The organism is Sulfitobacter sediminivivens (assembly GCF_042611115.2).
GTDB classification, from domain to species: Bacteria; Pseudomonadota; Alphaproteobacteria; order Rhodobacterales; family Rhodobacteraceae; genus Sulfitobacter; species Sulfitobacter sediminivivens.
Window position 1 is genome coordinate 85,670 of record NZ_JBHGAR020000015.1, and the last position, 24,005, is coordinate 109,674.

The following is a 24,005-nucleotide window of genomic DNA, read 5'->3' on the forward strand; positions in this document are numbered from 1 at the left end:
ACCGACAAAATGGAAAAAATAAAGCGCAAATGGATTCTAAACAGTGAATGTAAAGCGTTCCCAGACCACTTCAGCGGAGAACCCGGCCAAACCGGGCGTGTTGCACTTCTTGAAACACAGGGCACCGATGACCTCCAGCGAGATATGGTCAAGCTATTTTTAGATAAAACAACCATCCCCATAAGACTGCAAGACGCAGCCCAGCGTTGTCATAGAGCATCTCGTAAGTTAGATTCAAAACCAATGATCAAGATAAGTATTATTAATATGGTGAATAAAATGCCTGATCCCAAATTCTGGATGATACCCGTTCTGTTAGCTGGCATCATACTGCCACAAGCCGCCCTTGCCTATGTGGGCCCAGGGGCCGGTCTCAGCGCTATCGGGACTCTGATCGCCCTTATCGGTGCTGTAGTTCTGCTGATCGTGGGATTTGTCTGGTATCCGGTCAAACGCTTCCTGAAGAAAAGCAAAACACCGGATCAGCCCCGGGATGAACGCCCGGAGCAGTAAACAGCGCATTTTATCAATAGGCTTTAGGAGTTCAGAGCAAGGACCATCGATCTGCGTTCGGGTTCACGAATTTTCTGAGCATATTATGAACCTCTTCTGCCTGACGCTGCGCGCGGATCGTCTGAGCGGATGGGCGCGGCGGCTGCGGTTGCGGCACCGGGATGGTTAAGTGGTTCGGGCTATGCTCGCTGTCTTGCAAGAGCGCGAAAAGCTTTTGGCGCTTTTCGGACTGACTGATCGGCTTGTTCATTCTTAAGCGCTCCTAAGCATCTGAATTAAAACAGGCTAAAGCGCAATATCGACAGAAGTTTGACATGATTGCGGCAACTCAGGGCTTAACGTAGGGACATTCCCGGTATCTTGTTGTTTAGTACCAAACCTACACAACATTTGGTATAATTTTTAACTCACACTGAAATTTCAGCAAAAATCGGCTGTTTTTGCCCTCCTCCTATAAAATAGCTAGAAAACTTGAGGATTTTCATGGCTAACTTAATGAAAAACTAGGTGCCGGGGTCCAACTTTGGCCATAGATTCAAGCAGGGTATGCTAAAGCAAAAATAAAACTGCCCTTGCAAACGCGTTTGGGTGCAATTTGCATTGTGGAGGATACGAGCATGATACTGGGCCTCATCGGATTGGGCATTATTGCCGGGACCACAGCAGGAAGTACGGCGTTTCTGGCCGGATATTCTGTCCTGATGTCCTTATGGCTCTATACTTTGGCGGGATGGCTGGCCGTGCTCGCTGGCGCGGTTTTTGTCCGTACTGGCGAACCCTGCTTTGCCACTGGCAAATCCGCCGGCAGCTCCCTTCCGGGCAACCTCCCCCCTTTTGGATAGATATGATGCTGCAACGTCGGGCGCGCTTATGAGGCCGCCATTCGCTTGGCCACATAGCCCAAGAACGCCTTATCGGGACTTCTGAGCGCGGGCCGCCCTGTGCTGGCCCAGAAACTGTGCCAATCGGCCTCCAGCGCATAAACGTCCCAGCCGGGGGCCAGTGCGCGGGCCTGTTCCAGGGCTGTGGGTGACAGAGCCGGCCGGTCGGGGCCCTCCACAACCTGACCACGGCGGCAAAACCGGATGATATCGCCCGGTTCTTCAAACATCTCGTAATCGGGCAGATGATCCGCCACGATCATGTCGCGGATCATTTTTCGAAACACCCGCCGCGGGCTGGCCGAGCCTGATTTCTTCAGCAGCACCTCGACCGAGATGCGCCATTCAGGCTGACGCCCGCAGTGTTTGCGCGCCAGTTCATAAATCCGCCGCTCCAGGGGCTTTCGCAGGCGAAAGTAGTCTCTGTTCAAGGTCAAAACCGATTTTGCCAGCACCGCACGGAACAACCAATCCGACAGTTTCACGCTGACACTGGCCATCCGCCCGGCGCGACTGTGGCGCACGATCTCCCAGCTTTCGATCAGGCCAAAGCCCCTGGTGGTCTCGGTCTCGCCGGTGGACATATTGGTGGTGATCCGCGTGCCTGCCAGCCGCTCAAAGGCCTGCGCCAGCCGCTTGTAGCCATCGCCGCTGGTTTCACGATTGGTCGCCACCAGCAGGTCGTGCGCCTTGAGATGCAACACCTGGCTTACGGCGCGGCCGGCATTGATCGCGGCCATCAGCTGGCTGATGCAGAAGATCAGGATGTCCTTGTCGTGGATCGTGGCCAGCCCTTTGACCGACGGCGTCACGGTGATTTCAACCCCGTTATGGGCATAGTTCAGGATCCGCCGGTCCGGCCGTGTCGACAGCGAAAACATCGGATGCTCCATCGAGGCCAGATCATCCTTGGGCAACGCGTCAAAAATATCGCAAACGAAAAAATCCGCTGTCGGATGCCGCTCCGGCAACAGCGCCCCTGCCCCGCTCATACTGCCCTGCCCATCAATTCTGCCCGAATCTTTTTTCGTGGTTTTATTGACGCCCAACCTAAAGTTATCCACAGGCTCCGTAAAGCCGCGCCATCGTGGGATCGGAATCGTATTATCGTGGCTTCAGAGTCATTCTATCGTGGGATCAGAGTCACCCAAACCAGATAAAGCGCCCAAAAGCCCTGTATAATCAGTATGTTTGGCACAATGCCAAATCCCGTAACTATAAATTAACAGATTCATAACCAGAAAATATTTGCACCTCACACAACCGCCCTTATAAAAAATGGCAAATCCCTGCTCTTTTGCTTAGAAAAACCGGGCTTGTCCTCATTTCCCTTCCATGTGCGATGTTTTGTGGTACCTTGCCAAAAAGGTATCACATAGACAGGTTTACCAATGCGAACAGGCACGCATGACGGGCTTCCCCCTTATTTCAACATCACCCCCGACGATGCGCTTGCAGAGCTGGGTGACCCCACCACAACCGGCGACTTCTCTGACATTGCCGAGGCCTGTGCGCGGGGACGGGCCGATCTGGCCAGCCGCGGCTTGCAGGAGGACGGGCATAAAAAACTGCGGATGTTTTCCACCTGGGAAATCACCCGTTATCTGATCCCGGTCGCCCCTGCGCATTTCCGCCGGGTGCTCAAGGCCAACCCTGATCTGCCTCAGGGGCGCTCGGACACGACAGCGGGTGCCAAGTGGTTCACCCTTGATGAGGTTCTGCGTCTGCGGGCCCATTTCGCCTCTGAGGGATCGAAGGCCAAGGAATACCTGCCCTACCGTCCCAAGGGCCTGCCGGCCAAGATGGTTGCGGTGGCCAATTTCAAAGGCGGGGTCGGCAAGACCTCGACCTGTGCGCATCTGGCGATGTCGGCCGCACTTGATGGCTACAAGGTGCTGGTGATTGATCTCGATAGCCAGGGCTCGATGACCTCGATCTTTGGCGGGCAGGTCAAGGATGAATGGCAAACGGTGTTTCCGCTTCTGGCACGCCACTACGCCACCCATTTGCAGCAGGACAACCAAAGACGGCTTGACCGGGGCGATACCCCCCACCCGATCGATGACACGCTGTCAGAGGCGCTGAAAACCCGTAGTGCGGATCTGATCCAAAGCACCCATTGGCCGAATATTGATCTGATCGGGGCGCAGCTTAATCTCTATTGGGCTGAATTTCAGATCCCGGTCTGGCGGATGCAGGGGCGCAGCTGGAAATTATGGGATGCGCTGAGCGATACATTGGCCCAGGACGGCGTGCTGGATGACTATGACATCGTCTTTCTCGATACCCCGCCGGCGCTTGGGTATCTGACGATCAACGGCCTTGCGGCCTCGGATATTCTGCTGGTGCCGATGGGCGCATCATTCCTTGAGTTTGATTCAACGGGGCGCTTTTTCGACATGCTGCATTCCACCTTTCAATCCATCGAGGACGGCGAGAACATGGCCGCTCGCGCCCTGGGGCGCTCGGAGATGGCATTTGAATGGGATGCCGTGCGCACACTCATCACCCGCTATGACGGCAGCCAGCAGGCCGAACTGGCCGGGCTGATGCAGGCCTATCTGGGCCGGACCCTCAGCCCGCACTGGCAGGGGTATACCGCACTGATCGGTCAGGCCGGCGAACAGGTCAGCGGCATCTACGAGGCTGATTACCGCGATTTCAACCGCGAAACCTATGTGCGGGGTCGCGAAACCTTTGATGCCACCTATGCCGCCTTCAAGCGGCTGCTGATCGGCATCTGGCGCCGCGAGGATCTTGCGCAGCAGGCTGACGCCGCTGGAGAACCAGAGGTGGCGCAGTGAGACGCACCTGTTTCGCACGCGAAACAATGGCACCGCACGGTGGCGTAACAGGATATGCAAAAATAGAGTCTAAACAGGCGGAAAAAGGAGACTGACAATGGCGAAACGCAAGCGATTGACCCCTGCCCGTCCTCATTATCTGGACGAAAACACCCCGGCACCTGAAACCAAATTGATGTTTCCATTGGGTGTGGCGCGTCACAGTCCGCCAATCGCCCAGGTGGCGGGCTCCACGGCCACGCAGGCGGCACTGGAAGAGGTGACTGACGCGTTGCGCACCGCGCGCGCGGATGGGCGGCTGGTCGAGGCCCTGCCGCTTGAGGGGGTGGATCCAGGCCATCTGGTGCGTGACCGGTTGGTCGCTGATGGCAATGAGATGTCTGCCTTGATGGCCAGCTTGCGGAGCCGGGGCCAGCAAACGCCGATCGAAGTGGTTGCTCTTGAGGATGGTCGGTTTGGCCTGATCTCGGGATGGCGCCGCCTGACGGCGCTCAAGGCTCTGCATGCTGAGACCGGGGAAGACCGCTTTGCCAGCGTTCTGGCGCTGCTGCGGCGCCCCGAGAGCGCCTCGGAAGCCTATCTGGCGATGGTCGAGGAAAACGAGATACGTGTCGGGTTGTCCTATTACGAACGTGCCCGGATCGCCGCACGCGCAGCAGAGCAGGGGGTCTATCCCGACGAAGCCGCCGCCTTGCGCGGGCTTTTTGCCTCGGCCAGCCGGGCGAAACGTTCCAAGATCGGCTCGTTCATGGTGCTTTATCACGCGCTGGACGCGCATCTGCGCTTTGCCTCGGCGATCCCGGAACGGTTGGGGCTGGCAGTGGTCAAAGCACTCAAGGAAGATCAGAACGCCACCCGGCGCATCGCGCGGGCATTGAATGAACACCCCGCCGAGACCGCCGAGCAAGAGGCGGCAATATTGACGCAGGCCCTGACCCGCGCCGCCAAATTAGAGTCTAATTCCCCTGTAATAGAGTCTGTTCCGGGTCGATTTGAAACGATTGGTGGTGTCCGGATTGACGTGAAGAAAGGCGGCGCGCAGTTAACCCTGTCGGGTCCGGATATGTCCGAAGCGTTTCTGGACAGCCTGCGGGAGTGGTTGCATCGCCGCAGGTAAGCCGATGTTTCGCGCGCGAAACACTTTTGACCACGCTCAGGAGAACTCGGATCGGCGTGGGCGAGCCTATTGCGACTGTGTGGTTTTTGCCAAATTTTTCGAATGCTTGCCGAAAATGGCTCTGCGCGCTTGTTCGAAATACGAAGATGTGGCAGATTTTCTGGAATAACAACCGCAATTGATAAAGCCGCACAGACGGCTCAACGAGGCAGGCGGGCAGTGATATGAAAAAGATTTTTAGGCGTTTGGCGCCGGTTGTTGGCTATTTTATGGTCAGCATTCTTGGGCTTGTTGGGTGTTCAACTGAAGAGCCCTATAACAAGCCATTTTTCAATTTTGCGCGTTCCTACAAATCCGTTCCAAATGGCGCACCGTTGCTTTTGACCAATGATCTCTGGTGGAAAAATCTGGATGACAGAACACTGAACGCTCTGATTGCCCGGGCCCTAGAAGGTAACATCGATCTTGCGATCGCCCGTGAGCGTGTGATTGAGGCCCATAGCAACCTTGAAGGGGTACCACCAAACGGAGACCTAACACCGACAGCATCCATCCGGCGGCGGGACCAAATAGGTTCGGGGAATGGTCCAAGTACCCGCTCCGAGGCCGCGCTTGGGGCCAATTGGCTGTTTGATCCCTATGGGTCGCGCAAACAAAAGTTACAAGCCGCCGGTGCTAGGGTTGAGGTAGCAGCGGCCGAGGTGGATGCCGCGCGCCTTCTTTTGATACTCAACATGTCGAACGCCTATATCGACCTGCGTTACAATCAACGGCTTTTGCAATTGCGCAACCAACAGTTGGCCTCCCGCCGCAAAACGGTAGGTCTGACACGCAGTCTGTTTGACCAAGGCTCGACCACACGGGTAGAGATGGTCCGGACCGAAGCGTTGGTTGCTGAAACTCAGACCCAGATTCCCCCTCTGCAGGCTCAGATTCAAAGCATCAAGAACGATATCGCTGTGCTGGCCGGGGCGGCACCGGGGACGCTTGGGTTCAATCTTGATGGCTATGTTCACCAACCGCAGCCAAATCTGGCACCCAATATAGGTATCCCTGCGGATCTGTTGCGGAATCGCCCTGATATCCGGATCGCCGAACGGAGCTATTACGCTGCTGTATCCGAAATAGGTGTGGCGCGGGCCAATCTGTATCCGCGGCTGTCGCTGGGCGGGTCGATCGGACCCGTCCGCGTCGGCGGGCTGGAGGGGCTGGAGTATTTCTTTGGTCCGTCGATTGTGTTCCCCTCACTACTGGATAAATCACCTAAAGCGCGGGTTGCAGCGCGTCACTCTCAGGCAAGACAGGCGCATGAGCAGTGGAAATCGACCGTTCTGAGTGCGTTGCGGGATGTTGAGAATGCACGCGCCGCTTACAAGGGCAGCGCCGAGTCATCTAGGACAGCCCGTCGGTCAGTGCGTCTTTACCGAGAGGCTCGTGATCTGACCCGTGATCAGGTTGGGCGTGGTTCAGCAACCATCCGCGATTTGATCGACACCGAAGAAAATATCGCCGATGCAGATGTGGTGCTGGCCAATGAGGTGCGGCAGTTGGGGCGGAATTTTGTTTTGCTCAATATCAGCATTGGAGCCGGCAGCAACGTGGGTGGGCACAAGGATAGTCCAGTGTCGCAGGAGATCGCCGCCGCGGCTGTCGAGGATTAGGGCCCTACGTCAAAGCCCGCCACATGCGAAACCTGCCCTGGCCTGTCACTTCGCGGATCAGTCCGAGCTTTTCCAGCTTATCAATATTGCGCTGCACAGCGGCGCGGGAGACCCTAGTAAGGGTTTCCAGTGCTTCGGCTGACAGTATTGGCCAGTCGGTCAGGGCACCGATCAGGCGGGCAGGAGTGCGGCCTGACAGATGTCCAGTTGCGGTATTGGCCTTGTCCCGCCAGCTTGCAATGCGATCCAACTGCATGAGCGCGCGCAGGCATATAGTCTCTGTTCCAGCATAAAAAGCAGCTAGCCGGTCTGTGGGAGTATTTCCGCGCTGGACAGGGCTCAGGGGCAGAAACCGCAGGCCCGTTGCAGGGTTGCCGGATCCAATTCGGGCGGCTACCACCGCGCCTTCAATCCGGTTGGTTTCTCCTGAAAGGTCCAGTCGGCTCCAAAGTTGCCAGGCAAAACCGGCACGGGTGATCGGATGGCTGTCTGACATATCGGACAGGCCGTCCCAGAATTCTGCCTCAAGAGCCGCAAATTCGGTGCCCTGAGGCCGATCAACCGGCAGAGGGTCAGCAGCAGGGGCTTTTACAGGGGTGCGACCGAGAAAATCCGCCAATTGCCCCGGTCTTGCCTCCTGGCGGTCTGTAAGCCGTCGATATGCCCAACTGGCCCGCTCGAAAGCGGGCATCTGATCGCGGGCATGTGAAATGCGCGCTGCAAGATAAAGGGCGATTCTGTCTTCGGTCAGCCGGTCGCCCAGATGCCAGCTGAGGTCAGCGACCTGCATCAGCGCAATCCGGTTCAACGCGTTTGGAGACTGCCTCAGCCGGTCATGGAGCGCGCCATAGGCCTGAGCAGCCCGTGCCAGAGGAACCGCATTCGCGCATTCTGCATCGCGCCAGATGGCTGCATCCAGTGTCTGGCGATCTGTAAACTGCCAGAGGAGGGGCTCCTCTATGGTCTCTGCGTCAGGTCCTGGTAAAAACCATAGGTCCTCTTCCGGGCTGTCCTGTGGGTCGTAGAGAGACCTGGGGCTATTGTGCTCTTGATCAGTATTCTTCATTATATTCAGGTGCTTCATAACTACATATGCAAAATAGCATAAAAATGCATATTACAGGTGGGTTTTTATTGTTTTCATATTAAACATGATAAGAAAAGATTATCACGTCTATTGTATTCAACACGAATTTTCCGCAGGATGGAGCGATGACACAGGCTATCGCGCTTTCGCTGACCGTGCCTCCGGTTCTTTCCAAAACCGATGAGATTGCTCTGACCGACCTTTATGTTCGCGGCACCCCGGCCAACACACTGCGCGCCTATGAACGGGACTTGATCTATTTGACCGCCTGGAAGGGAATTCGCCTGAAACAGGGACTAAACTGGCCCGAAACAGAGTCTACTGCATTGAGTTTTCTGTTGGACCATGCGCGTGATTTGCGGGATGCCGATCTGGGCGATCCGGCCCGTGTGACAGCCGAGACCTTGATCAAAGCCGGATTGAGAAAATCGCTGACCTGCCCGGCCCCGTCTACGCTGGACCGGCGGATTGCCTCTTGGCGAGCGTTTCACCGGATGCGCAATCTGAATAGTCCGTTTGAGGCCCCCCTTATCCGACAGGCCCGCACCAAAGCGCGCCGGGCCGCTGCCCGTCCCCATACACCCAAATCCGCCCGCCCGATCACCCGTGAGGTACTTGAGGCGCTGCTTGAGGCTTGTGGGTCGTCCCTGCGCGGGGTGCGTGACCGTGCAATCTTGGCGGTTGGCTGGGCGTCGGGCGGACGCAGACGGTCCGAAATCGTGGGGTTCCGGTGTGAGGATGTATCCCTGGAGGATTTCGAAAAACAGGGTCTGATATGGCTGAATATGGTTGAAACCAAAACCACCCAGCAAGGTAGAACACCACGGCTGGTTCTGAAGGGGCGGGCGGCCCGGCTGCTTGTGGCATGGATCGATGCAGGGGGTATCGGGGACGGCCCGCTTTTCCGGGCAATTAGCAAGGCCGACCGACCGCTTGCCCGAGGGTTGTCTCCTGATGCCATCTACCAAATCCTCAAACGAAGGTTGCAACAGGCTGGTCTGCCTGAAAATTACGCCACCCCCCACGGGTTGCGTTCAGGGTTTCTGACGCAGGCGGCTCTGGATGGTGCACCTATTCAGGCTGCGATGCGGCTGAGCTTGCATCGGTCGGCGTTGCAAGCTCAGCGCTATTACGATGATGTGGAGATTACCGAAAATCCGGCGACAGATTTGCTGGAATAGAGTCTATTTCAGCGGTACGTATCCTCAGGGTGGGGCAGTCCAAGTGTGCTTTCGACGATGTAGAGCGGGCGTTTTCGCGATTCCTCGTAAAGCCTGCCAAGATACTCACCAATCACGCCGAGTACGATCAGTTGCAATCCGCCGATCAGAAGCACCGCGACCATAATCGAGGCATAGCCGGGGACGTCGACTCCGTAAGCCAATGTGCGTATGAACAGAAGAGAACCATAGATGACAGCGATGACAGCCGTCAGCATACCAATATAGCCAGCTATGTGTAGCGGCACAGAACTGAAACCAGTAATTCCGTCCAGGGCGAAGTTCCAGAGCCTCCAGTAACTGAACTTGGTTTGTCCAGCCGCGCGCTCTGGTCGGTCATAGGGCACAGATGTTTGTCGGAAGCCGACCCAAGCAAAAAGACCTTTCATGAAGCGGTTTTTCTCGCGCAGACGGCATGTTTCGCGCACAACCCGCCGATCCATCAGACGGAAATCCCCTGCATTGGTGGGAATTCGTACACCGGAAAGCCGGTTGATCACCCGGTAGAAATTTGTTGCCGACCAACGTTTTATGGCGGTATCGGTGCCCCGCTGCCGCCGTACACCACAGACAACGTCATAACCTTCACGCCACTTTTCGAGAAAAGTTATGATTAGCTCGGGGGGGTCCTGCAAATCCGCGTCAAATGGAATAACCGCATCGCCTGATGATGCATCAAGACCAGCGGTTAGAGCCACTTCTTTTCCAAAGTTGCGTGAGAAGTTAATAACTTTGATCCGGTCGTCTTTATTGTGCGCTTCAACCAGGAGTTTTGCTGTACGGTCTGTGCTGCCGTCATTGATGCAGATGATCTCAAAGGTTTCCCCGACCTGATCAAAAAACTTCCCGAGGCGGGTGAACAGGATTGGCAGCACGTCTTCTTCGTTGAACATCGGCACAACGATACTGAGCGTGGGCGGTGCCACGACAGTGTTTTGTGCCTGTGACGGCCGGCTCGGAGTTTTATGTCTCATTGGCGTTACTTTCGGATATCAGCCTGACGTCGATCAGGTTTATTTGTACCCTAAAATAAGATCAAACATATTTGCTGGCTGCAATGTTCTGTTTCTCTAGGTGTATAGGCTGATAAATGGTTATGGGTCTGTATTTCGTTCAAAGAGCTCGGCGGACGCCCTTAGTTTCTTGAGAGTTAACACGTGGTGATAATTCTTCAGCGCTTCGCGGCGTGCATCATTGATCACAGGTTGAGCTGTGGAAGGCCATGTGATCAACCAGACGCGCGCATCCGGATCTGCTTTCAGAGCGGCCACATAGTTCAATACGATTAACTGTGCGTTAGGCATATAATAAAGCAGAGGAGTGTCGACCCAGTCGCGGTCTCTTAGCAGGATATAGTCCCCGGCTTGCATCTCGGTCTGCATGCTTTCAGCCAGACCCCGGTAGTCATTAGGGGAGCCGGGCTTGTGGGCGGAATAGGGTATACTGGCGGCAAACACGAGGAGGGTCACACTCACGGCTACCCATCTGAGCCGTTGATGACGGATGACATGAAGCGCCCCGGCGGCACAGAGTATGAGATAATAGGGTATAAAGATCAGAAAGGCCCTTGGGGCTAGAATAGACACTTTATAAGACATCGCAAACAGGACCAGCGGCGATATCACCGCGATTAGCCATAACAAGATTGTCTTTTCCTGCAGCAGGTGCAGAGAGCTGGAAGGCAGTCGCGGGACATATCTGCGCCAGACCGAGGCTAAACTCGGGATGATCAGTGCAATGAATGGCAGAACGGACAAGGTCATCAGGGCCTCGTTGCGCCGATGAGCAATTGACGCCAGCCAGAACATGAAACTGGCCGATATGATTGCGGCCACGATCGGAATCCATATGGGAATGCTTTGACGTGGAATAGTAAGCGGGGCTTCCCGCTTAGGGGCTTTTAAACTGCACAGCAAAAGGATCAGCGAAAACACTAGCAGGAGCCCGGTCCAGACCGGGCCTATGTGAAGCGCAGGGATCGCAAACTCATCCTTTGCAAACAGGAAGCCAAACGAAAAGTATTCCATCAGGAAATCTGTAGACGGGTCTGGTGCGGCACCTTTGCGTGCCCTGTAAACCGCATGTGTCAGCGCGGGGACAGCCATGATGAAGGCGATGGTTTGGGTTTGGAGCACCCTTGGTGCTTTGCTAAACCCGATTTGACCGCTTGATTTGTCTGTTCCGATAGCAGGGCGCTGCAAAACCAGCATGGCCCAGAACATATGAATCATGATGAGAGGCCAGAAGAACTCTACTGTAAGAACGCCCGCTATGATCGTCGCGATATAGCAGATTTCAAGCCTGGGCAGGGGTTTGGGCGTTTTGGTAAGGCGCAGAAGAAGCCAGGTTGCCAGCAACGCCAGAAAAGCTCCTGCGACATACATGCGGGCTGTTTGGCTCCAGAAAATATGGAACCCATGCAGTGAGAGCATCAGGGCGGCGAGGCCGCCGACAGCTGTTCCGAAGCTTTTGCGCGCAATTGCGAAAATAAGCGGGACAGACCCCAGAGCGAACAAGACACCCGGTAAGCGCAAGGCCAGATGCGAGGTGCCGAAAACGTTGGTCCAGGCCAACATGGCCAGATACCATCCCATTGGATGTGGCTCATCGTGGTAATGCCAGTGGAGTGTTTCAGTCAATGTGTGGCGCGGTGGCGGTTCTGAGTGATGCGCAATAAGATCTATGCCGGGAACATATACCTCTGGATGTGATATGCTGCGAATGTCTATTCCCCACAGTCTTAGTGCCGCTGTTAGGCCAAGAATAACGGTAAGAACACCCACGATAAGCAGTCTCCGGTTTTTCCGCCGAGTGAAAAAAGAGAAGTGATTACAGAGTAATGACATCAGTTGTTTTTTCAAAATTTGCATCCAAGCTTACCAGATACCCTTCGTCTTAAGCCTTGGTATTTGTCAAACTGAAAGTGAGCAGCCCCACTTGAGTGGTCCATATTGAAAGTTAGTGCATGATTGGCTTTTGGTCCATTGGTACGATGGTTTCTGGCGCAGGTGGGCGGCGTCAGGCGGTGTTCGATGTCCAGTTCGGCGCAGAGCTTGTCGAACTCATGTTTCCCGCTTTGCGCGCGCTTGCGCGGGCCAAAGAGACGGTCGGTGAACTCCTTCCCATTGTCCGTGAGTATGGTTCGGATGCGCAGTGGGCAAGTCCGCTCTAGATCACGCAGAAAGCGGCGCGCGTTGGCCGCTGTCTTGCTGCTGTAGATACGAATGAACACCCAGCGGGTAGCCCGGTCGATCGCGACAAATAGATAACGACGGGACGTTTGATCGGCCATCTGCGATAAATATTTCACGTCGATATGAAGGTATCCGGGCTCATATGCCTTGAAGCCGCTGGGCTTGGGCCGTGCCACCTTTGCTTTCAAATCGTGCAGATTGCCCACGCCATGCCGCCGCAGACACCGATCCAGCCCTGAGCGCGAGACATCCGGGTTCAGGAACTCGCGCACCACGGCGAGCAGGTCATCGAGAGACACCAGCAGCGTCTTGCGCAGGGCCACTGTAATGGCCTCTTGCGCAGGCGTGAGCGTTGTTTCCAGCCGGTGCGCTGTGTGGCTGCGGTCATTTACACTATCGCGCTTGTGCCACTTCCACACTGTCTGTTCGGTTGTGCCGTACCGCTCCGCCAGAACCCAAGCAGGCTCGTCACTCGCTTGAATTTCCGCCCGCACTTTGGGTGTCGTCATCGCCTGGCTATGAAGATTGATCAGCATTGAACGTCCTCCCGGATGTCACCCAAAACCGATCTTGCCATTAAAAATGCAGAGCGGCGACGATTTATGTGATCGTCTGGGATGGAACAATTACAAATTGAAAAGACGGCATCGCGTTGAGCGGCACTGGTTCAAGAAACAGCCATACTACCGTCCGGGATGTGACAGTTAAGCAATGTTGAACCTATAATTTTATGTCTTCCATGCCTTTGTTTGTATTGAATCCTTTACCAATGGCCGACCAAAAGGCACATTGATAACCAATCCGATACTATATGGCTATTTCGTTAAATTTCAGATCACGACAAAACCAGATTACGCGGTTATGAAGGCGCTCAGACATTAAAAAAGCTTCAACACTTATAAAGACGAAAACACGATTATAGGTATTAGACCAAAGGCTCAATGAATACGGCATATATCAACATAGCTCTCGGGGTTTCCCTCATTCTGTTGGGGTTGTTTGTGGCATCGGATTCGCTGATCTGGCTGCTGCAGGGCACCAAGGCGATAGGTAATCCGCAGCTTGTTCTGGGCGCGCAGCTGTTTAAGGGTGGGCTTGTCACGATCGGAGCGTATACTCTGCTGTTGCGGTTTTTGTCGACGTATTATCCGTCCGCTGACCCTTCTTCTGGCTTTGCCGAAGCTACCCAATCAGAGACGGCTATTTTTATAGCGCTGCTCTTATGTGCGATTGTTTTGCGGTTTTACAGTCTCGATACAGGCATCTGGTTTGATGAGATGCTGACCCATGTGAATTACATGCCCCTGTCCGTAGGGCAGATTGTCAGCACCTATCATGACGCCAATAATCACGTGTTGTTCAGCGTCTTGGCGCGGCTGTCATTGTCCCTGTTTGGGGACACTGTCTGGGCTCTGAGGTTGCCGGCTGTCTTGTTCGGAATTGGCAGTATCGTGGCGCTTTATGCATTAGCGCGCCGAGTGGCCAGCATCCGCGAAAGCCTGTTTGCCATCGCCCTGATGACATTCTCCTTTCATCATATCTGGTTCAGCCAGAATGCGCGCGGCTATACTGCGCTGTTGTTTTTCACGCTGCTGTCCAGTGCCTGGTTGCTGGATGCGATCCGGCAGGGCAGCCCGCGCAAATGGCTGCTATATAGTCTGGCGGTTGGACTGGGGGCCTTTACACATCTGACTATGGGGCTTGTGGCACTGGCCCATTTCGCGATCTGGGGCGCTACTCTGTTCCGCTCTACGCCAAACCGGTGGAATGGCCTGTTCTACGGGTTTATTCCTGTGGGTCTTCTGACCTTTCAGGCCTACGCGCTGGTTCTGCCGAGCGTGGTTGGCGGGGCGCTGCTAAATTCTGGCCTGCAGGGCCCGGATACCGAATGGACCAATCCGTTTTGGGCTTTGATGGAGATTGTGAACGCGGTGCAGGTCGGGTTTGCCGGGGGCGCTGTGGCGCTGGTGGCGCTGGTGATCTTTGGGATTGGCCTGTTGGATTTTCTGCGGACCAGGCCGGCAATGGCGGCGCTGTTCCTGATCCCTGTTGTGGTAGGGTTCGCGGCTATGACCAGTATTGGTTACACGCTGTTCCCGCGGTTTTTCTTTTTTGGCATGGGGTTTGGCATCATCATCCTGATCCGCGGCGCGGTGCTGAGTGGGCAGTATCTGGGCCGTCTTCTTTACCTGCCGGGGCTCTGGCCTGTCCGGATGGGAATGCTGTTTTGCGTTGGTATCGTGTCGGTTTCCTGTCTGTCTTTGCGCTATGTCTATCTGCCGAAACAGGACTACAGCGGTGCGATTGAGCTGATTGAGCGCGAACAGAAAAAAGGCGATAGAATTGTCACCATTGGCATCGCCGGTTTCCCGTTCAACGCCTATTACGGCATGGGCTGGGAGAATGTGGATACGCTTGAGGATCTGAGCCGTCTGGCACCTGTGACCGGGCGTATCTGGCTGATCTATACGATGCCGGTTCATGCCAAAACCGCCTATCCCGGTCTTCTGGCCCTGATCGAACAGGACTATTCAGTGGTGAAACGGTTCTGGGGGTCTTTGAATGGTGGAACGGTGGTGGTCTGTCTTGAAAACACACGGCCTGCGTCATGACAGTATTGTGGGTTAGGAAATTTTTTGAAGGAAATTAATTAACATGTGCGGAATTTGTGGGATCTTGCGGCTTGATCCACAGGCGGCGGCGACAAATGAAACGCTGATCACCAGAATGGCCAAGACACTCGCGCATCGCGGGCCGGATGATGATGGTATCTGGCTGGATGATCGTATGGCTTTGGGGTTTCGGCGTCTGGCGGTGATTGATCTGTCCTATAACGGGCATCAGCCGATGACCAATGAAGATGGCAGCGTGGTGATCGCTTTTAACGGTGAGATTTACAATTTTCGGGAGCTGAAAGAGAAATACCAGCTGGAAGAGCGCGGTCATGTGTTTTGCTCGCGCACCGATACCGAGGTTCTGATCCATCTTTATGAAGAGATTGGCCTGGACATGGTGGCCGAACTGAACGGCATGTTTGCCATTTCGATCTGGGATCAGCGCGCCCAGATGCTGCATCTGGCCCGGGATCGTTATGGGATTAAACCGTTCTTTTATCAGCAGGATGAAAACCATTTTCGGTTTGGATCCGAGATCAAGGCGATCATTACGGATGAGCGTGTCGAACGCAAAGCGTCCATGCAGGCGCTGCATGATTTTCTGACCTTCAATTATATACCCGGCACACAGACCGCATTTGAGGGGATTTATGAAATTCAGCCGGGGCATCACATGAGCGTCTCGGCAAATGGTGAGACCACCACGAAACGCTATTGGGATCTGGATTTCACCGTTGATCACAGCATCACCGAAAATCATGCGATTGAACGCTCATATGAACTGATGGACAAGGCGCTTGAGCGTCGACTGATCGCTGATGTGCCGATCGGTGTGTTCCTGTCAGGCGGACTGGATTCCAGCACACTGGTGGCCTTGATGAGCAAGCACACCGATGAGCCCATCCATACCTATTCCGTGGGCTTTGAAGACCAGAGCTTTAACGAGCTGCCCTTTGCCAGAATTGTCGCGAAAGAGTTCAACACGGTGCACCGTGAAGTGATCATCACCGCTGATATGGTCCGGGACATGCTGCCGAAATACCTGAGCTTCACGGATGAACCCTATGGTGATGGCTCGGCCATCCCGACCTATTATGTCAGTGAACTGGCCAAGGATGAGGTTGTCGTTGTCCTGTCGGGGGAAGGTGGGGATGAGGCCTTTGCCGGATATGACACTCACGCGGCCTATAACGTGTATAAAAAGGCACGGAAAATTCCAGGCTTTATCCGCAACGGTATCATCAAGCCGTTGGTCAACTGTCTGCCAGTGTCGGACAAAAAGCTGAGCTTTGAGTTTAAGGCGAAACGGTTTCTGGGCGGGCTGGATCTGCCACCCGAAGAGGCGCATCTGTGGTGGCGGATCGTGCTGGGTGAGGCTGAGAAGCGAGGTCTTTATACGGATGCTGTCGAAAGTTCTGGGACCCTGGAACCGGCAGTGCGGCATTTCACCCGCGCCTATCAGCACGCGGATGCCGACGAGGAACTGTCGGGGCTGATGTATATCGATTCAACCATCTTCCTGCCGGATGATCTGATGATCAAGAACGACCGGATGACCATGGCGCATTCATTAGAGGCACGGGTACCTTTTACCGATCCGGAGCTGACCGCATTTCTGGCCACGGTCCCGGCGGAGATGAAGATGAAGAACCGGCGCAAGAAGCATTTAATGCGTCGGGCGATGGAAAACGACCTGCCCGAGAGCATCCTCAACAAAAAGAAGGTTGGGCTGGAAATGCCCTATTCACGGTGGCTCAAGGATGAGTTGAAAGATCTGATGATGCGCTACCTGGGGCCGGAGAATATCGAAAAGACTGGCATTTTCCGCGTGCAGGCGATTTCGGCGCTAATCGAAGATCATCTGAGTGGCAAGCGGGACAATGGTCGGCCACTATGGGGCTTGCTGAATTATATGATGTGGCATGAGCTTTATATCGAAACTTAGAGACGCTTTAATCCGGCTTGCGGAACACCCATAAGGTCGAAATGACATAGCTGGTCACAAAAGACGCACCGATGGCGACTAGCAGAATGAACCAGAAGGGCAGGGCTGTAAGGTAGTCCAGCATCGCCACTGCAATAAGCCGGACGAGCAGCGACGACAGCACTGCCAGAAGGTATTTTCCATAGCCTCTGAGGGAGATGGTTTTCCGGCTGGTATGTTCGTAGCTGAAAACGCTATGGCCGCAGTAATTGACGATCGAGCCTAAGATGAAACCGCATGTTGAAGCCGTAACGTAGGCAAAGGAGAAGGCCTCAGCCAGCAGCAGCGCCAGCAGATAGTCGGCAATTGTACCCAAGACACTGATGCTCAGAAATCGTAAGAATAGCCGCTTATCTCTAAGATCTGATGCCATGTCTGCCCCGGTTTGCGCTATGCAGATGACTTAGTATCGTTACCAGCCGGTCAGGCCCAGCAAATTTTTCTAAAATATCCCTAACGGCGGGTCGGATAATTCTTCACAAGCGTGGAGCCAGCATTTAGCCGGTCGGCGGAACTGCCAAGGCGCACACCATATTCGTGATATCCGTGAGAGGACCCAGTGGCGTAGTAGATAAATTCACGGTCGTAATATCCCGGAGCGCCCGGAGAGGTGTCTTGGATGAGAGCGTTGTTGAGTACAACCCAATTTTTCTGATTTTGGTATCCGTTGATTTTGCTGGTGACATTCTGTTCGATGACAACAAATGTCGAACCCGGCGAGACGTTGATCCGCGGGATAGTGACCTTTCCGCTTTTGGCGCGGCGCACCCGGATGATCGAGTTTTTGCGGATCGACAGGTTGTCGATACCATGGACCGAAATGCCATGCGTGTGGGCATTGTAGATGACATTGTTTTCGATCCTCACATTCTGATGACGCAGCATCGGGTCACCAAGGTCTTTGCCATCCCCGCCCATCCAGATCGTTTGTGCGTAGTCTCCCGCCCCCATATCGAAAATGTTGTCGCGGATAATAATATTGGTGCTGCGCAGGTTAGAGGCCCGCATGATCTGCAGCATGTCGCGGTGGTCCTTACCGCCCTTAATGCCTCGGAAATTATGCAGATGATTGGCCTCGATCGTTAGCCCGTCAACGGCACCAAACGCCATGCCATCTGAGCGGATATCGTAAATTTCGTTGCCGCGGATGATGTAGTCTGTGCCGAGACCACCAGTGACCGCTTTCCACCATTTGCGAAACACGTTGTTCTGAAGGATGATGGAGTCATTTCTCTTGAGGCGCAGGCCACGGCCGGTGCCTGCGCCGGACTTGTAGTCTCCGTCGAAGGTCGAATTGGAAATGAGAATATTATGGCTTTTTCGGATACTGAATCTGCCAGCACTATCTTTATCACCTGATGTGTAGGCATAATCGAAAACCAGACCATCAAGTGTCACGTTTTTGGCCCCTTCGAGGCGCAATTCAGTAAAGCACGCTGGAGCCTTCGGGTCGGCTGACCGGAGTGTGACGGGTTTGCGGAACGCTGTGGTAATGGTCAACGCGCCATAATTGCCGGAGGCGAGTTCGAAAACATCGCCGCCTTGGGTGTTTCCGAGCGCGTTGGAAAGCTCGGCGGGGTTGCGTATCAGATGGCCCCTAGGGGTGGCTGAGACTTTGGTGGTGATATCTGTCCCAGAACAAGCCGGGGCCGCAGCAAGCGGCCCTGCCAGCAGCAGGAACAGAGCGCTTGCAAGGGCCAGAGGTGCGGTAACGATGCGGGTCTTGGCCATATTGAGTACCCCTATGATTTATCAATGAAGCAGGCTGAAACTGTACGTCTGAGGTGATGTTTTGTCCATGGTGACATAGTGACATGGGGGATGCGATTCGGGGTGCCAAGATCGACATATTGATGCAATAGGCATAGCTCTGCCGATTGGTTCTGGTCCGCTAACCCACTATTTCTCCTGCCAAAGCAGAAGGGTACGCTCAGACCTTCGAGGTGGTAGCGGCACGTGAGCCATGGAACCCGGTTCCGGCGCACCGGACAGCTTGTGTTCGCAGGCTTCGGGCATAATATATACGCCTTCGGTTTCAGCCGGACAGCCCGGTCGCGATGTACTTGGTGTTCACGCTGGATTTCTCATCCTGAATGTCACATTGTGTTTCTAACAGGCAACCACGCCGAATACAGGCGGGGGTATAAGGGCAAATAAAGAATGCAACGGGCCGTACCCAAGGGGCAGAACCTCTATAAAATTGCACTTCGGCGATTGCGCCGGACGTTGATCACCGTTGGGCTGTTCAGTGCCATGATCAACGTTTTGATGCTCACCGGTCCGATCTACATGCTGCAGATCTATGACCGGGTGCTGTCCAGCGGCTCGGTGCCGACGCTTCAGGGCCTCTTTATGGTCGTGGTCATCCTTTATGCCTTCCTTGGGCTCTATCAGTTCCTGCGTTCACGTCTATTATCCCGGGCGAGTTATAGTCTGGACCGCAGTCTCGGTGATCCGGCGATGGCCTTCTGGATGCAGGAGAGCCTCGATAATCAGGCCAAAAAAGTGCATAACCCTATCCGGGATCTGAGCATGGTCCGCAATTTCATGTCGAGCCCTGCCATTCAGGGTGTGTTTGATCTGCCTTGGATTCCGTTGTTTCTGGTCGTGGTTTTTGCGATCCACCCGTGGCTGGGTTATCTGACCATCGCCGGGGCGGGGGTTGTGATCGCTGCGGCTCTCGTGAACCAGGCAGTGACAAAAGGCACCACCGATACTGCCGCCCAGCTTGATGGATCGGAGCGGGAGTTTCTGGATGCGAGCCACCGCAATGCCGATGCTATCATGACACTGGGAATGCGGGGGGCAGTTGTTGCGCGATGGCGACAGCTTCATGAAGCTGCTCTTGCCAAGGCGCAGGAGGGCGGAGAGTGGACCGAGCTGTTCTCATCTTTCTCCCGGTCCTTTCGGATGCTTTTGCAATCGGCCCTGCTAACGGTGGGGGCCTATCTGGCGCTGCAACAGCAGATAACACCGGGCATGATCATCGCGACCTCGATCATTGCGGGCCGGGCGCTGGCCCCCATTGATCAGGTGCTGGGGCAATGGCGCGCGATTGCCCGCGGGATGGCGGCACATAAGCGTCTGATGGCGGCCTTCGATGCGATGCCGCAGGCAAAGCAGCAACTTTCCCTGCCCGATCCCAAAGGTGAACTGGAAGTCAAAAACCTGATCAAGCTGATGCCGCCGCAATCTCATACCAAGGGCCGGCAGCGGATTCTGAATCAAATTAATTTCAGCCTGTCACCAGGGGATGGGCTGGGGGTGATTGGCAACAGTGCTGCCGGTAAATCCAGCCTTGCCAAAATTCTGATTGGCGCTTGGCGGCCGGATGCGGGTGAGGTTCGGCTTGACGGGGCAACACTGGATCAGTGGCCGCCCGATGATCTGGGCCGTCATATTGGGTACCTTCCTCAGGCGGTAGAGGTTTTGCCAGGAACTATTGCCCAGAATATCGGGCGGTTTGATGCAGCTTCGCGTGATGCTGATATTATCGAAGCGGCAAAGGTTGCCGGTGTGCATGATATGATCTTAGCTCTTCCCGATGGTTATGCGACCGTGATCGGCCATCATGCGCAACCCCTCTCAAGCGGCCAGATCCAGCAGCTGGGTCTGGCGCGCGCGCTTTACCGAATTCCTAGGCTTGTGGTGTTGGACGAGCCAAATTCGAATCTTGATGCGGATGCGGACGAAGCGATGTCGTTGGCCATCCAGATTCTGCGCGAACGCGGCAGTGTCGTGGTGGTGATGGCGCATCGGCCAAGCGCCATCTCGTCGGTCAACAAGCTGATGCTGCTGCGTGAGGGCAGTGTGGCCTATTTCGGCGATAAGGAAGAAACCATCCGCCTTGCGACGACGTCACCGTCTGTCCCCCATGCCGTGAAGGGGGGACAGTTATGAAGCTGGCGGAAAAACAGAGTGTCGCCAAAGAAATACCATCGAACTCGGGTCTGAGAACGGGTTTGCGGTGGCCGGCACTTTTAGGCAGCTTCGGAAGCGTGGTTATGTTTGCCTCGCTGTTGCTCTGGGCCAATTACACCCAGATCAATGGGGCGGTTATAGCCTCGGGTCAGGCGGTGGTGCGGGGCAACCCCAAGGTGGTTCAGAGCCTTGATGGTGGCGTGGTGGCTGATATCCGTGTGCGCGATGGTGATCTGGTTGCGCAGGGGGATCTGCTGCTCAGTCTGGACAGGACGCTTTTGGACATTAACCGTGACATATACCGCAACCGGCTATCCGAGATCGTGGTGCGCCGCGATCGGTTGGAGGCAGAGCATCGCGGGCTTGACCGGATTGTGCGCAGTAATCCGCCTGAACAGCTGGGAGGGCTTAATCTGGATGGTCAGTATGCCGGGCAGATGGAAATCTTGCAGACCCGCCGTGAGTTGCAGGCTGGTAAGAAAGAACAGCTCAAGGAGCGTATTGAGCAGTTCAAGAACCAAACCGATGGGGTTGAAGGACAGGCTGCGGCAAAGCGCGATCAGCTGACCTATATCCGTCAGGAGCTTAGTAACGCCCAGCAGCTCAACAGTCAGGGCCTGGCCCGCGAGGGCGATGTGTTGGCGCTTCAGCGCGCCGAGTCGTCACTTCTTGGCGAAATAGTTGCGCATCAGTCCGAGCTTGCCCGCATCCTCAATTCGATCCGCGACACACAGCTTGAGATCTTGCAATCGGAGGGTCAGTTCAAGGAAGAGGTGGTGACCGAGCTGCGCGAGACAACAACCCGGTATGAGGAATTGCTACTGGAAATTGTGACCATCGAAAAGCAGCTTGAGCGTATCGATATTGTGGCTCCGGCTGAGGGTATCGTGCATGAATCGCAGGTTGATACGGTGGGGGGTGTTGTGGCACCGGAATCCGTGATCATGCAGATCGTGCCGGTCTCGAAAGGGGTGGAGTTCGAGGTGCGGGTGGATCCGACATCAATCGACCAAATATATATCGGGCAGATCGCAAAAGTGCAGTTTCCTGCTTTTGATCTGAAAACCGCCCCAATCCTTTATGGGGAGCTGGTCAAGATATCCCCCAATACCATACAGGACGAAGCAACCGGGCAGGTATTCTACCGTGCTACGGTGGTACTGCCCTCCGAGGAGTTGCGCAGCCTTGGCCCGGTACATCTGGTGCCGGGTATGCCGGTTGAGGCGTTCATGCAAACCGGGGAGAGATCGGTCCTGGACTATCTTACCAAGCCACTGGCCGATCAGTTGAGCCGTGCCTTCCGCGAGGGCTGAGGTTTTGCGTGGGTGCGCTACGGCATCGGGCGACTATTTGCCGACACCGAACAGATATGCGCGAGGATGCGCCTGAAAAAAGCAATACATTGTCCGTTTGTTGCAAATAGCCGGACGAAGCCGCACATATCGGGAAAATAGGTAAGGGGAGGAAACAATCCCCGCCAGTTTAGTACGAGTTTGCTCGGGAATAGCAGAATTCGGTGCTGATTGCGTCGAGTTAAGCAAAAATTTCCAATTTTAGCCGTAATTTGGTCTCTCTTTTGCCTGCTGGCAATTGTTGCATCCGAATTGGATGGACGGGATATCGTGTGCGCGCAAGCGCCACTAAGAAAAAGGTGTAAGATGGCAGTTCAAACTATCACGGTGGCCAATGCGGCAGAGTTGAATCAGGCGTTAGCGAGCGCGACAGGTGGTGAAACCATCCTGCTTGCGGCTGGTAATTATGGTAAGTTGAGCCTTAGTCAGCAGTTTGCATCAAATGTGACGATCAAGTCGGCGGATCCCAACGCGATGGCAAGCTTTTCGGAAGCCTACATTAATCAGGCATCGAACATCACGTTTGATACAATCGAGTTTGATTATACATATTCCAGCGGACAGAGGGAATCCGCCAGTGAATTCCGGGTGGTGGACAGTAGTAACATCACCTTCACAGACTCGATTTTTGATGGTGATTTTGCAAGCGGGACCGGTACAAGCGCCGATGGAACCGGTTTCGGTAGGGGGCTCGTGATCCAGGGCTCGACAAATGTAGACGTAATCAACACGGAGTTTCATTCATGGTGGAAAGCCATAGGTGTTAGCACCTCAACGGATGTTAACCTGATCGGGAATAACATTCATACGATCCGGTCCGATGGCATTAATCTGGGCCGGGTCGACAATGTCCTAATCGAAAACAACTATATCCATGATTTTGGTGGTTCTGCGGGCTCTGGAGATCACCGCGACATGATCCAGATTATGCGTGCAAGCGGTGATGGCAGCAGCAACATTACAATCCGTGACAATGTGCTGGACATGGGCGCGGGTGATTACACCCAAGGTATCTGGGCAGGCGGAGACAAAGCCGACTGGTCGGATCCTACAGACTGGCATTACAATATCACGATCGAGGGCAATACTCTCTACAATGCCCATACCAATGGTATCGCCCTTCACATGACTGATGGCGTAACGATCTCGGATAACACGCTGATAGCAGTCCCCCGGGCGATAACCGGTGGCATAACGATTCCGAAAATCATCGTTAGTAGCGGATCTCAAAATGTGACGATCGATCATAATGTCACATCCTCGATCGTTGGCTATAACGGTCAAGCAGACTGGAATGTGCATGACAATGCTCTTGTACAGAATACCAACCCGTCGGGAGCAGGGTATTACGACAACCAATTCATCTATTATGCAACAACGCAGGCAGATGGTTATAACCAGTACGGCGTTATTCCTGGGAGCACTGTGGATCTTCTGAATGCAGGTTCCAGCTTGGTTGACGGTTATCCATTCTCCTATGATGCATGGGTCGGTAGCTCGAGCACCGTTGTTACCGGCTCTGGTGGTGGTACGACGACGACAACCGGTACAGGCGGCAGTACGGCTACCTCCGGTACAGGCGGCAGTACGGATACCTCCGGTACAAGCGGCAGTACGGATACCTCCGGTACAAGCGGCAGTACGGATACCTCCGGT

General features: G+C 54.7%; 18 protein-coding genes and 1 pseudogene. 11 read left to right on the forward strand and 8 right to left on the reverse strand.

The annotated features are described in order from the left end of the window. Nucleotides 1-9: 9 nt before the first annotated feature. Nucleotides 10-513 (forward strand): hypothetical protein, encoded by a 504-nt coding sequence (locus ACEWL3_RS15095; RefSeq protein WP_386184241.1) that lies wholly within the window; start codon nucleotides 10-12, stop codon nucleotides 511-513. Between the two features lie 31 nt (nucleotides 514-544). Here ACEWL3_RS15095 and ACEWL3_RS15100 read toward each other — a convergent pair whose 3' ends face one another. Next, nucleotides 545-763, reverse strand: coding sequence for a hypothetical protein (locus ACEWL3_RS15100; protein WP_386184242.1), 219 nt, complete (start codon nucleotides 761-763; stop codon nucleotides 545-547). A 367-nt stretch (nucleotides 764-1,130) separates the two neighbouring features. Between ACEWL3_RS15100 and ACEWL3_RS15105 the strand changes: the two genes are divergently transcribed. Next, complete coding sequence (locus ACEWL3_RS15105) at nucleotides 1,131-1,355, forward strand: hypothetical protein (protein ID WP_386184245.1); 225 nt, start codon at nucleotides 1,131-1,133, stop codon at nucleotides 1,353-1,355. Nucleotides 1,356-1,381: 26 nt separating this feature from the next. Here ACEWL3_RS15105 and ACEWL3_RS15110 read toward each other — a convergent pair whose 3' ends face one another. Beyond that, entirely contained in the window at nucleotides 1,382-2,386 is a 1,005-nt protein-coding gene (locus ACEWL3_RS15110; RefSeq protein ID WP_386184247.1) for a replication initiator protein A, read from the reverse strand. Nucleotides 2,387-2,785: 399 nt separating this feature from the next. On the opposite strand from ACEWL3_RS15110, the gene ACEWL3_RS15115 reads away from it, so the two are divergent. The 3 genes from ACEWL3_RS15115 to ACEWL3_RS15125 all read left to right on the forward strand — a co-directional run bounded on the left by ACEWL3_RS15115 (nucleotide 2,786) and on the right by ACEWL3_RS15125 (nucleotide 6,976). Next, nucleotides 2,786-4,198 carry an AAA family ATPase gene (locus ACEWL3_RS15115; RefSeq protein ID WP_386184250.1) on the forward strand — a complete coding sequence of 471 codons (1,413 nt, stop codon included), beginning with the start codon at nucleotides 2,786-2,788 and terminating at the stop codon, nucleotides 4,196-4,198. 97 nt (nucleotides 4,199-4,295) lie between these two features. Beyond that, entirely contained in the window at nucleotides 4,296-5,315 is a 1,020-nt protein-coding gene (locus tag ACEWL3_RS15120; protein ID WP_386184253.1) for a ParB/RepB/Spo0J family partition protein, read from the forward strand. 224 nt (nucleotides 5,316-5,539) lie between these two features. Next, a complete protein-coding gene (locus ACEWL3_RS15125; RefSeq protein ID WP_386184256.1) occupies nucleotides 5,540-6,976 on the forward strand; it encodes an efflux transporter outer membrane subunit in 1,437 nt (478 codons plus the stop codon). Between the two features lie 4 nt (nucleotides 6,977-6,980). On the opposite strand, the gene ACEWL3_RS15130 is transcribed toward ACEWL3_RS15125, so the two are convergent. Then, the gene (locus ACEWL3_RS15130) at nucleotides 6,981-8,042 is read right to left on the reverse strand and encodes a MarR family transcriptional regulator (protein ID WP_386184258.1); all 1,062 of its coding nucleotides are present in this window, start codon (nucleotides 8,040-8,042) and stop codon (nucleotides 6,981-6,983) included. Nucleotides 8,043-8,188: 146 nt separating this feature from the next. Here ACEWL3_RS15130 and ACEWL3_RS15135 point away from each other — a divergent pair, with 146 nt between their 5' ends. Continuing rightward, entirely contained in the window at nucleotides 8,189-9,244 is a 1,056-nt protein-coding gene (locus ACEWL3_RS15135) for a tyrosine-type recombinase/integrase (protein ID WP_386184261.1), read from the forward strand. 8 nt (nucleotides 9,245-9,252) lie between these two features. On the opposite strand, the gene ACEWL3_RS15140 is transcribed toward ACEWL3_RS15135, so the two are convergent. The 3 genes and pseudogenes from ACEWL3_RS15140 to ACEWL3_RS15150 all read right to left on the reverse strand — a co-directional run. Further along, entirely contained in the window at nucleotides 9,253-10,209 is a 957-nt protein-coding gene (locus ACEWL3_RS15140) for a glycosyltransferase family 2 protein (protein WP_435001098.1), read from the reverse strand. 168 nt (nucleotides 10,210-10,377) lie between these two features. Continuing rightward, nucleotides 10,378-12,153 (reverse strand): glycosyltransferase family 39 protein, encoded by a 1,776-nt coding sequence (locus tag ACEWL3_RS15145; protein WP_386184266.1) that lies wholly within the window; start codon nucleotides 12,151-12,153, stop codon nucleotides 10,378-10,380. Between the two features lie 110 nt (nucleotides 12,154-12,263). Beyond that, nucleotides 12,264-13,013: pseudogene (locus tag ACEWL3_RS15150) on the reverse strand (DDE-type integrase/transposase/recombinase); the annotation flags it as partial. Between the two features lie 405 nt (nucleotides 13,014-13,418). On the opposite strand from ACEWL3_RS15150, the gene ACEWL3_RS15155 reads away from it, so the two are divergent. Both ACEWL3_RS15155 and asnB read left to right on the forward strand, forming a co-directional pair. Then, the gene (locus ACEWL3_RS15155; protein ID WP_386184269.1) at nucleotides 13,419-15,089 is read left to right on the forward strand and encodes a glycosyltransferase family 39 protein; all 1,671 of its coding nucleotides are present in this window, start codon (nucleotides 13,419-13,421) and stop codon (nucleotides 15,087-15,089) included. Between the two features lie 43 nt (nucleotides 15,090-15,132). Further along, nucleotides 15,133-17,037 carry an asparagine synthase (glutamine-hydrolyzing) gene (asnB, locus tag ACEWL3_RS15160; protein ID WP_386184271.1) on the forward strand — a complete coding sequence of 635 codons (1,905 nt, stop codon included), beginning with the start codon at nucleotides 15,133-15,135 and terminating at the stop codon, nucleotides 17,035-17,037. Between the two features lie 7 nt (nucleotides 17,038-17,044). Here the strand turns inward: asnB and ACEWL3_RS15165 are convergent, their stop codons facing one another. Together ACEWL3_RS15165 and ACEWL3_RS15170 are read right to left on the reverse strand one after the other, a co-directional pair. Further along, entirely contained in the window at nucleotides 17,045-17,449 is a 405-nt protein-coding gene (locus ACEWL3_RS15165; protein WP_386184273.1) for a GtrA family protein, read from the reverse strand. An 80-nt stretch (nucleotides 17,450-17,529) separates the two neighbouring features. Next, entirely contained in the window at nucleotides 17,530-18,807 is a 1,278-nt protein-coding gene (locus tag ACEWL3_RS15170) for a right-handed parallel beta-helix repeat-containing protein (RefSeq protein ID WP_386184276.1), read from the reverse strand. Between the two features lie 429 nt (nucleotides 18,808-19,236). Here ACEWL3_RS15170 and ACEWL3_RS15175 point away from each other — a divergent pair, with 429 nt between their 5' ends. The 3 genes from ACEWL3_RS15175 to ACEWL3_RS15185 all read left to right on the forward strand — a co-directional run. After that, complete coding sequence (locus tag ACEWL3_RS15175) at nucleotides 19,237-20,976, forward strand: type I secretion system permease/ATPase (RefSeq protein ID WP_386184278.1); 1,740 nt, start codon at nucleotides 19,237-19,239, stop codon at nucleotides 20,974-20,976. Between the two features lie 104 nt (nucleotides 20,977-21,080). Next, a complete protein-coding gene (locus tag ACEWL3_RS15180) occupies nucleotides 21,081-22,310 on the forward strand; it encodes an HlyD family type I secretion periplasmic adaptor subunit (RefSeq protein ID WP_386184280.1) in 1,230 nt (409 codons plus the stop codon). 345 nt (nucleotides 22,311-22,655) lie between these two features. Beyond that, on the forward strand, nucleotides 22,656-24,005 hold a 1,350-nt coding region (locus tag ACEWL3_RS15185), incomplete at its 3' end, for a right-handed parallel beta-helix repeat-containing protein (protein WP_435001101.1).

What these genes read in the sequence shown, in the direction of transcription:
- ACEWL3_RS15095 (WP_386184241.1), top strand. Translation starts at nt 10, where the DNA reads ATGGAAAAAATAAAGCGCAAATGGATTCTAAACAGTGAATGTAAAGCG.
- ACEWL3_RS15100 (WP_386184242.1), bottom strand. Translation starts at nt 763, where the DNA reads ATGAACAAGCCGATCAGTCAGTCCGAAAAGCGCCAAAAGCTTTTCGCG.
- ACEWL3_RS15105 (WP_386184245.1), top strand. Translation starts at nt 1,131, where the DNA reads ATGATACTGGGCCTCATCGGATTGGGCATTATTGCCGGGACCACAGCA.
- ACEWL3_RS15110 (WP_386184247.1), bottom strand. Translation starts at nt 2,386, where the DNA reads ATGAGCGGGGCAGGGGCGCTGTTGCCGGAGCGGCATCCGACAGCGGAT.
- ACEWL3_RS15115 (WP_386184250.1), top strand. Translation starts at nt 2,786, where the DNA reads ATGCGAACAGGCACGCATGACGGGCTTCCCCCTTATTTCAACATCACC.
- ACEWL3_RS15120 (WP_386184253.1), top strand. Translation starts at nt 4,296, where the DNA reads ATGGCGAAACGCAAGCGATTGACCCCTGCCCGTCCTCATTATCTGGAC.
- ACEWL3_RS15125 (WP_386184256.1), top strand. Translation starts at nt 5,540, where the DNA reads ATGAAAAAGATTTTTAGGCGTTTGGCGCCGGTTGTTGGCTATTTTATG.
- ACEWL3_RS15130 (WP_386184258.1), bottom strand. Translation starts at nt 8,042, where the DNA reads ATGAAGAATACTGATCAAGAGCACAATAGCCCCAGGTCTCTCTACGAC.
- ACEWL3_RS15135 (WP_386184261.1), top strand. Translation starts at nt 8,189, where the DNA reads ATGACACAGGCTATCGCGCTTTCGCTGACCGTGCCTCCGGTTCTTTCC.
- ACEWL3_RS15145 (WP_386184266.1), bottom strand. Translation starts at nt 12,153, where the DNA reads ATGCAAATTTTGAAAAAACAACTGATGTCATTACTCTGTAATCACTTC.
- ACEWL3_RS15155 (WP_386184269.1), top strand. Translation starts at nt 13,419, where the DNA reads ATGAATACGGCATATATCAACATAGCTCTCGGGGTTTCCCTCATTCTG.
- asnB (WP_386184271.1), top strand. Translation starts at nt 15,133, where the DNA reads ATGTGCGGAATTTGTGGGATCTTGCGGCTTGATCCACAGGCGGCGGCG.
- ACEWL3_RS15165 (WP_386184273.1), bottom strand. Translation starts at nt 17,449, where the DNA reads ATGGCATCAGATCTTAGAGATAAGCGGCTATTCTTACGATTTCTGAGC.
- ACEWL3_RS15170 (WP_386184276.1), bottom strand. Translation starts at nt 18,807, where the DNA reads ATGGCCAAGACCCGCATCGTTACCGCACCTCTGGCCCTTGCAAGCGCT.
- ACEWL3_RS15175 (WP_386184278.1), top strand. Translation starts at nt 19,237, where the DNA reads ATGCAACGGGCCGTACCCAAGGGGCAGAACCTCTATAAAATTGCACTT.
- ACEWL3_RS15180 (WP_386184280.1), top strand. Translation starts at nt 21,081, where the DNA reads ATGTTTGCCTCGCTGTTGCTCTGGGCCAATTACACCCAGATCAATGGG.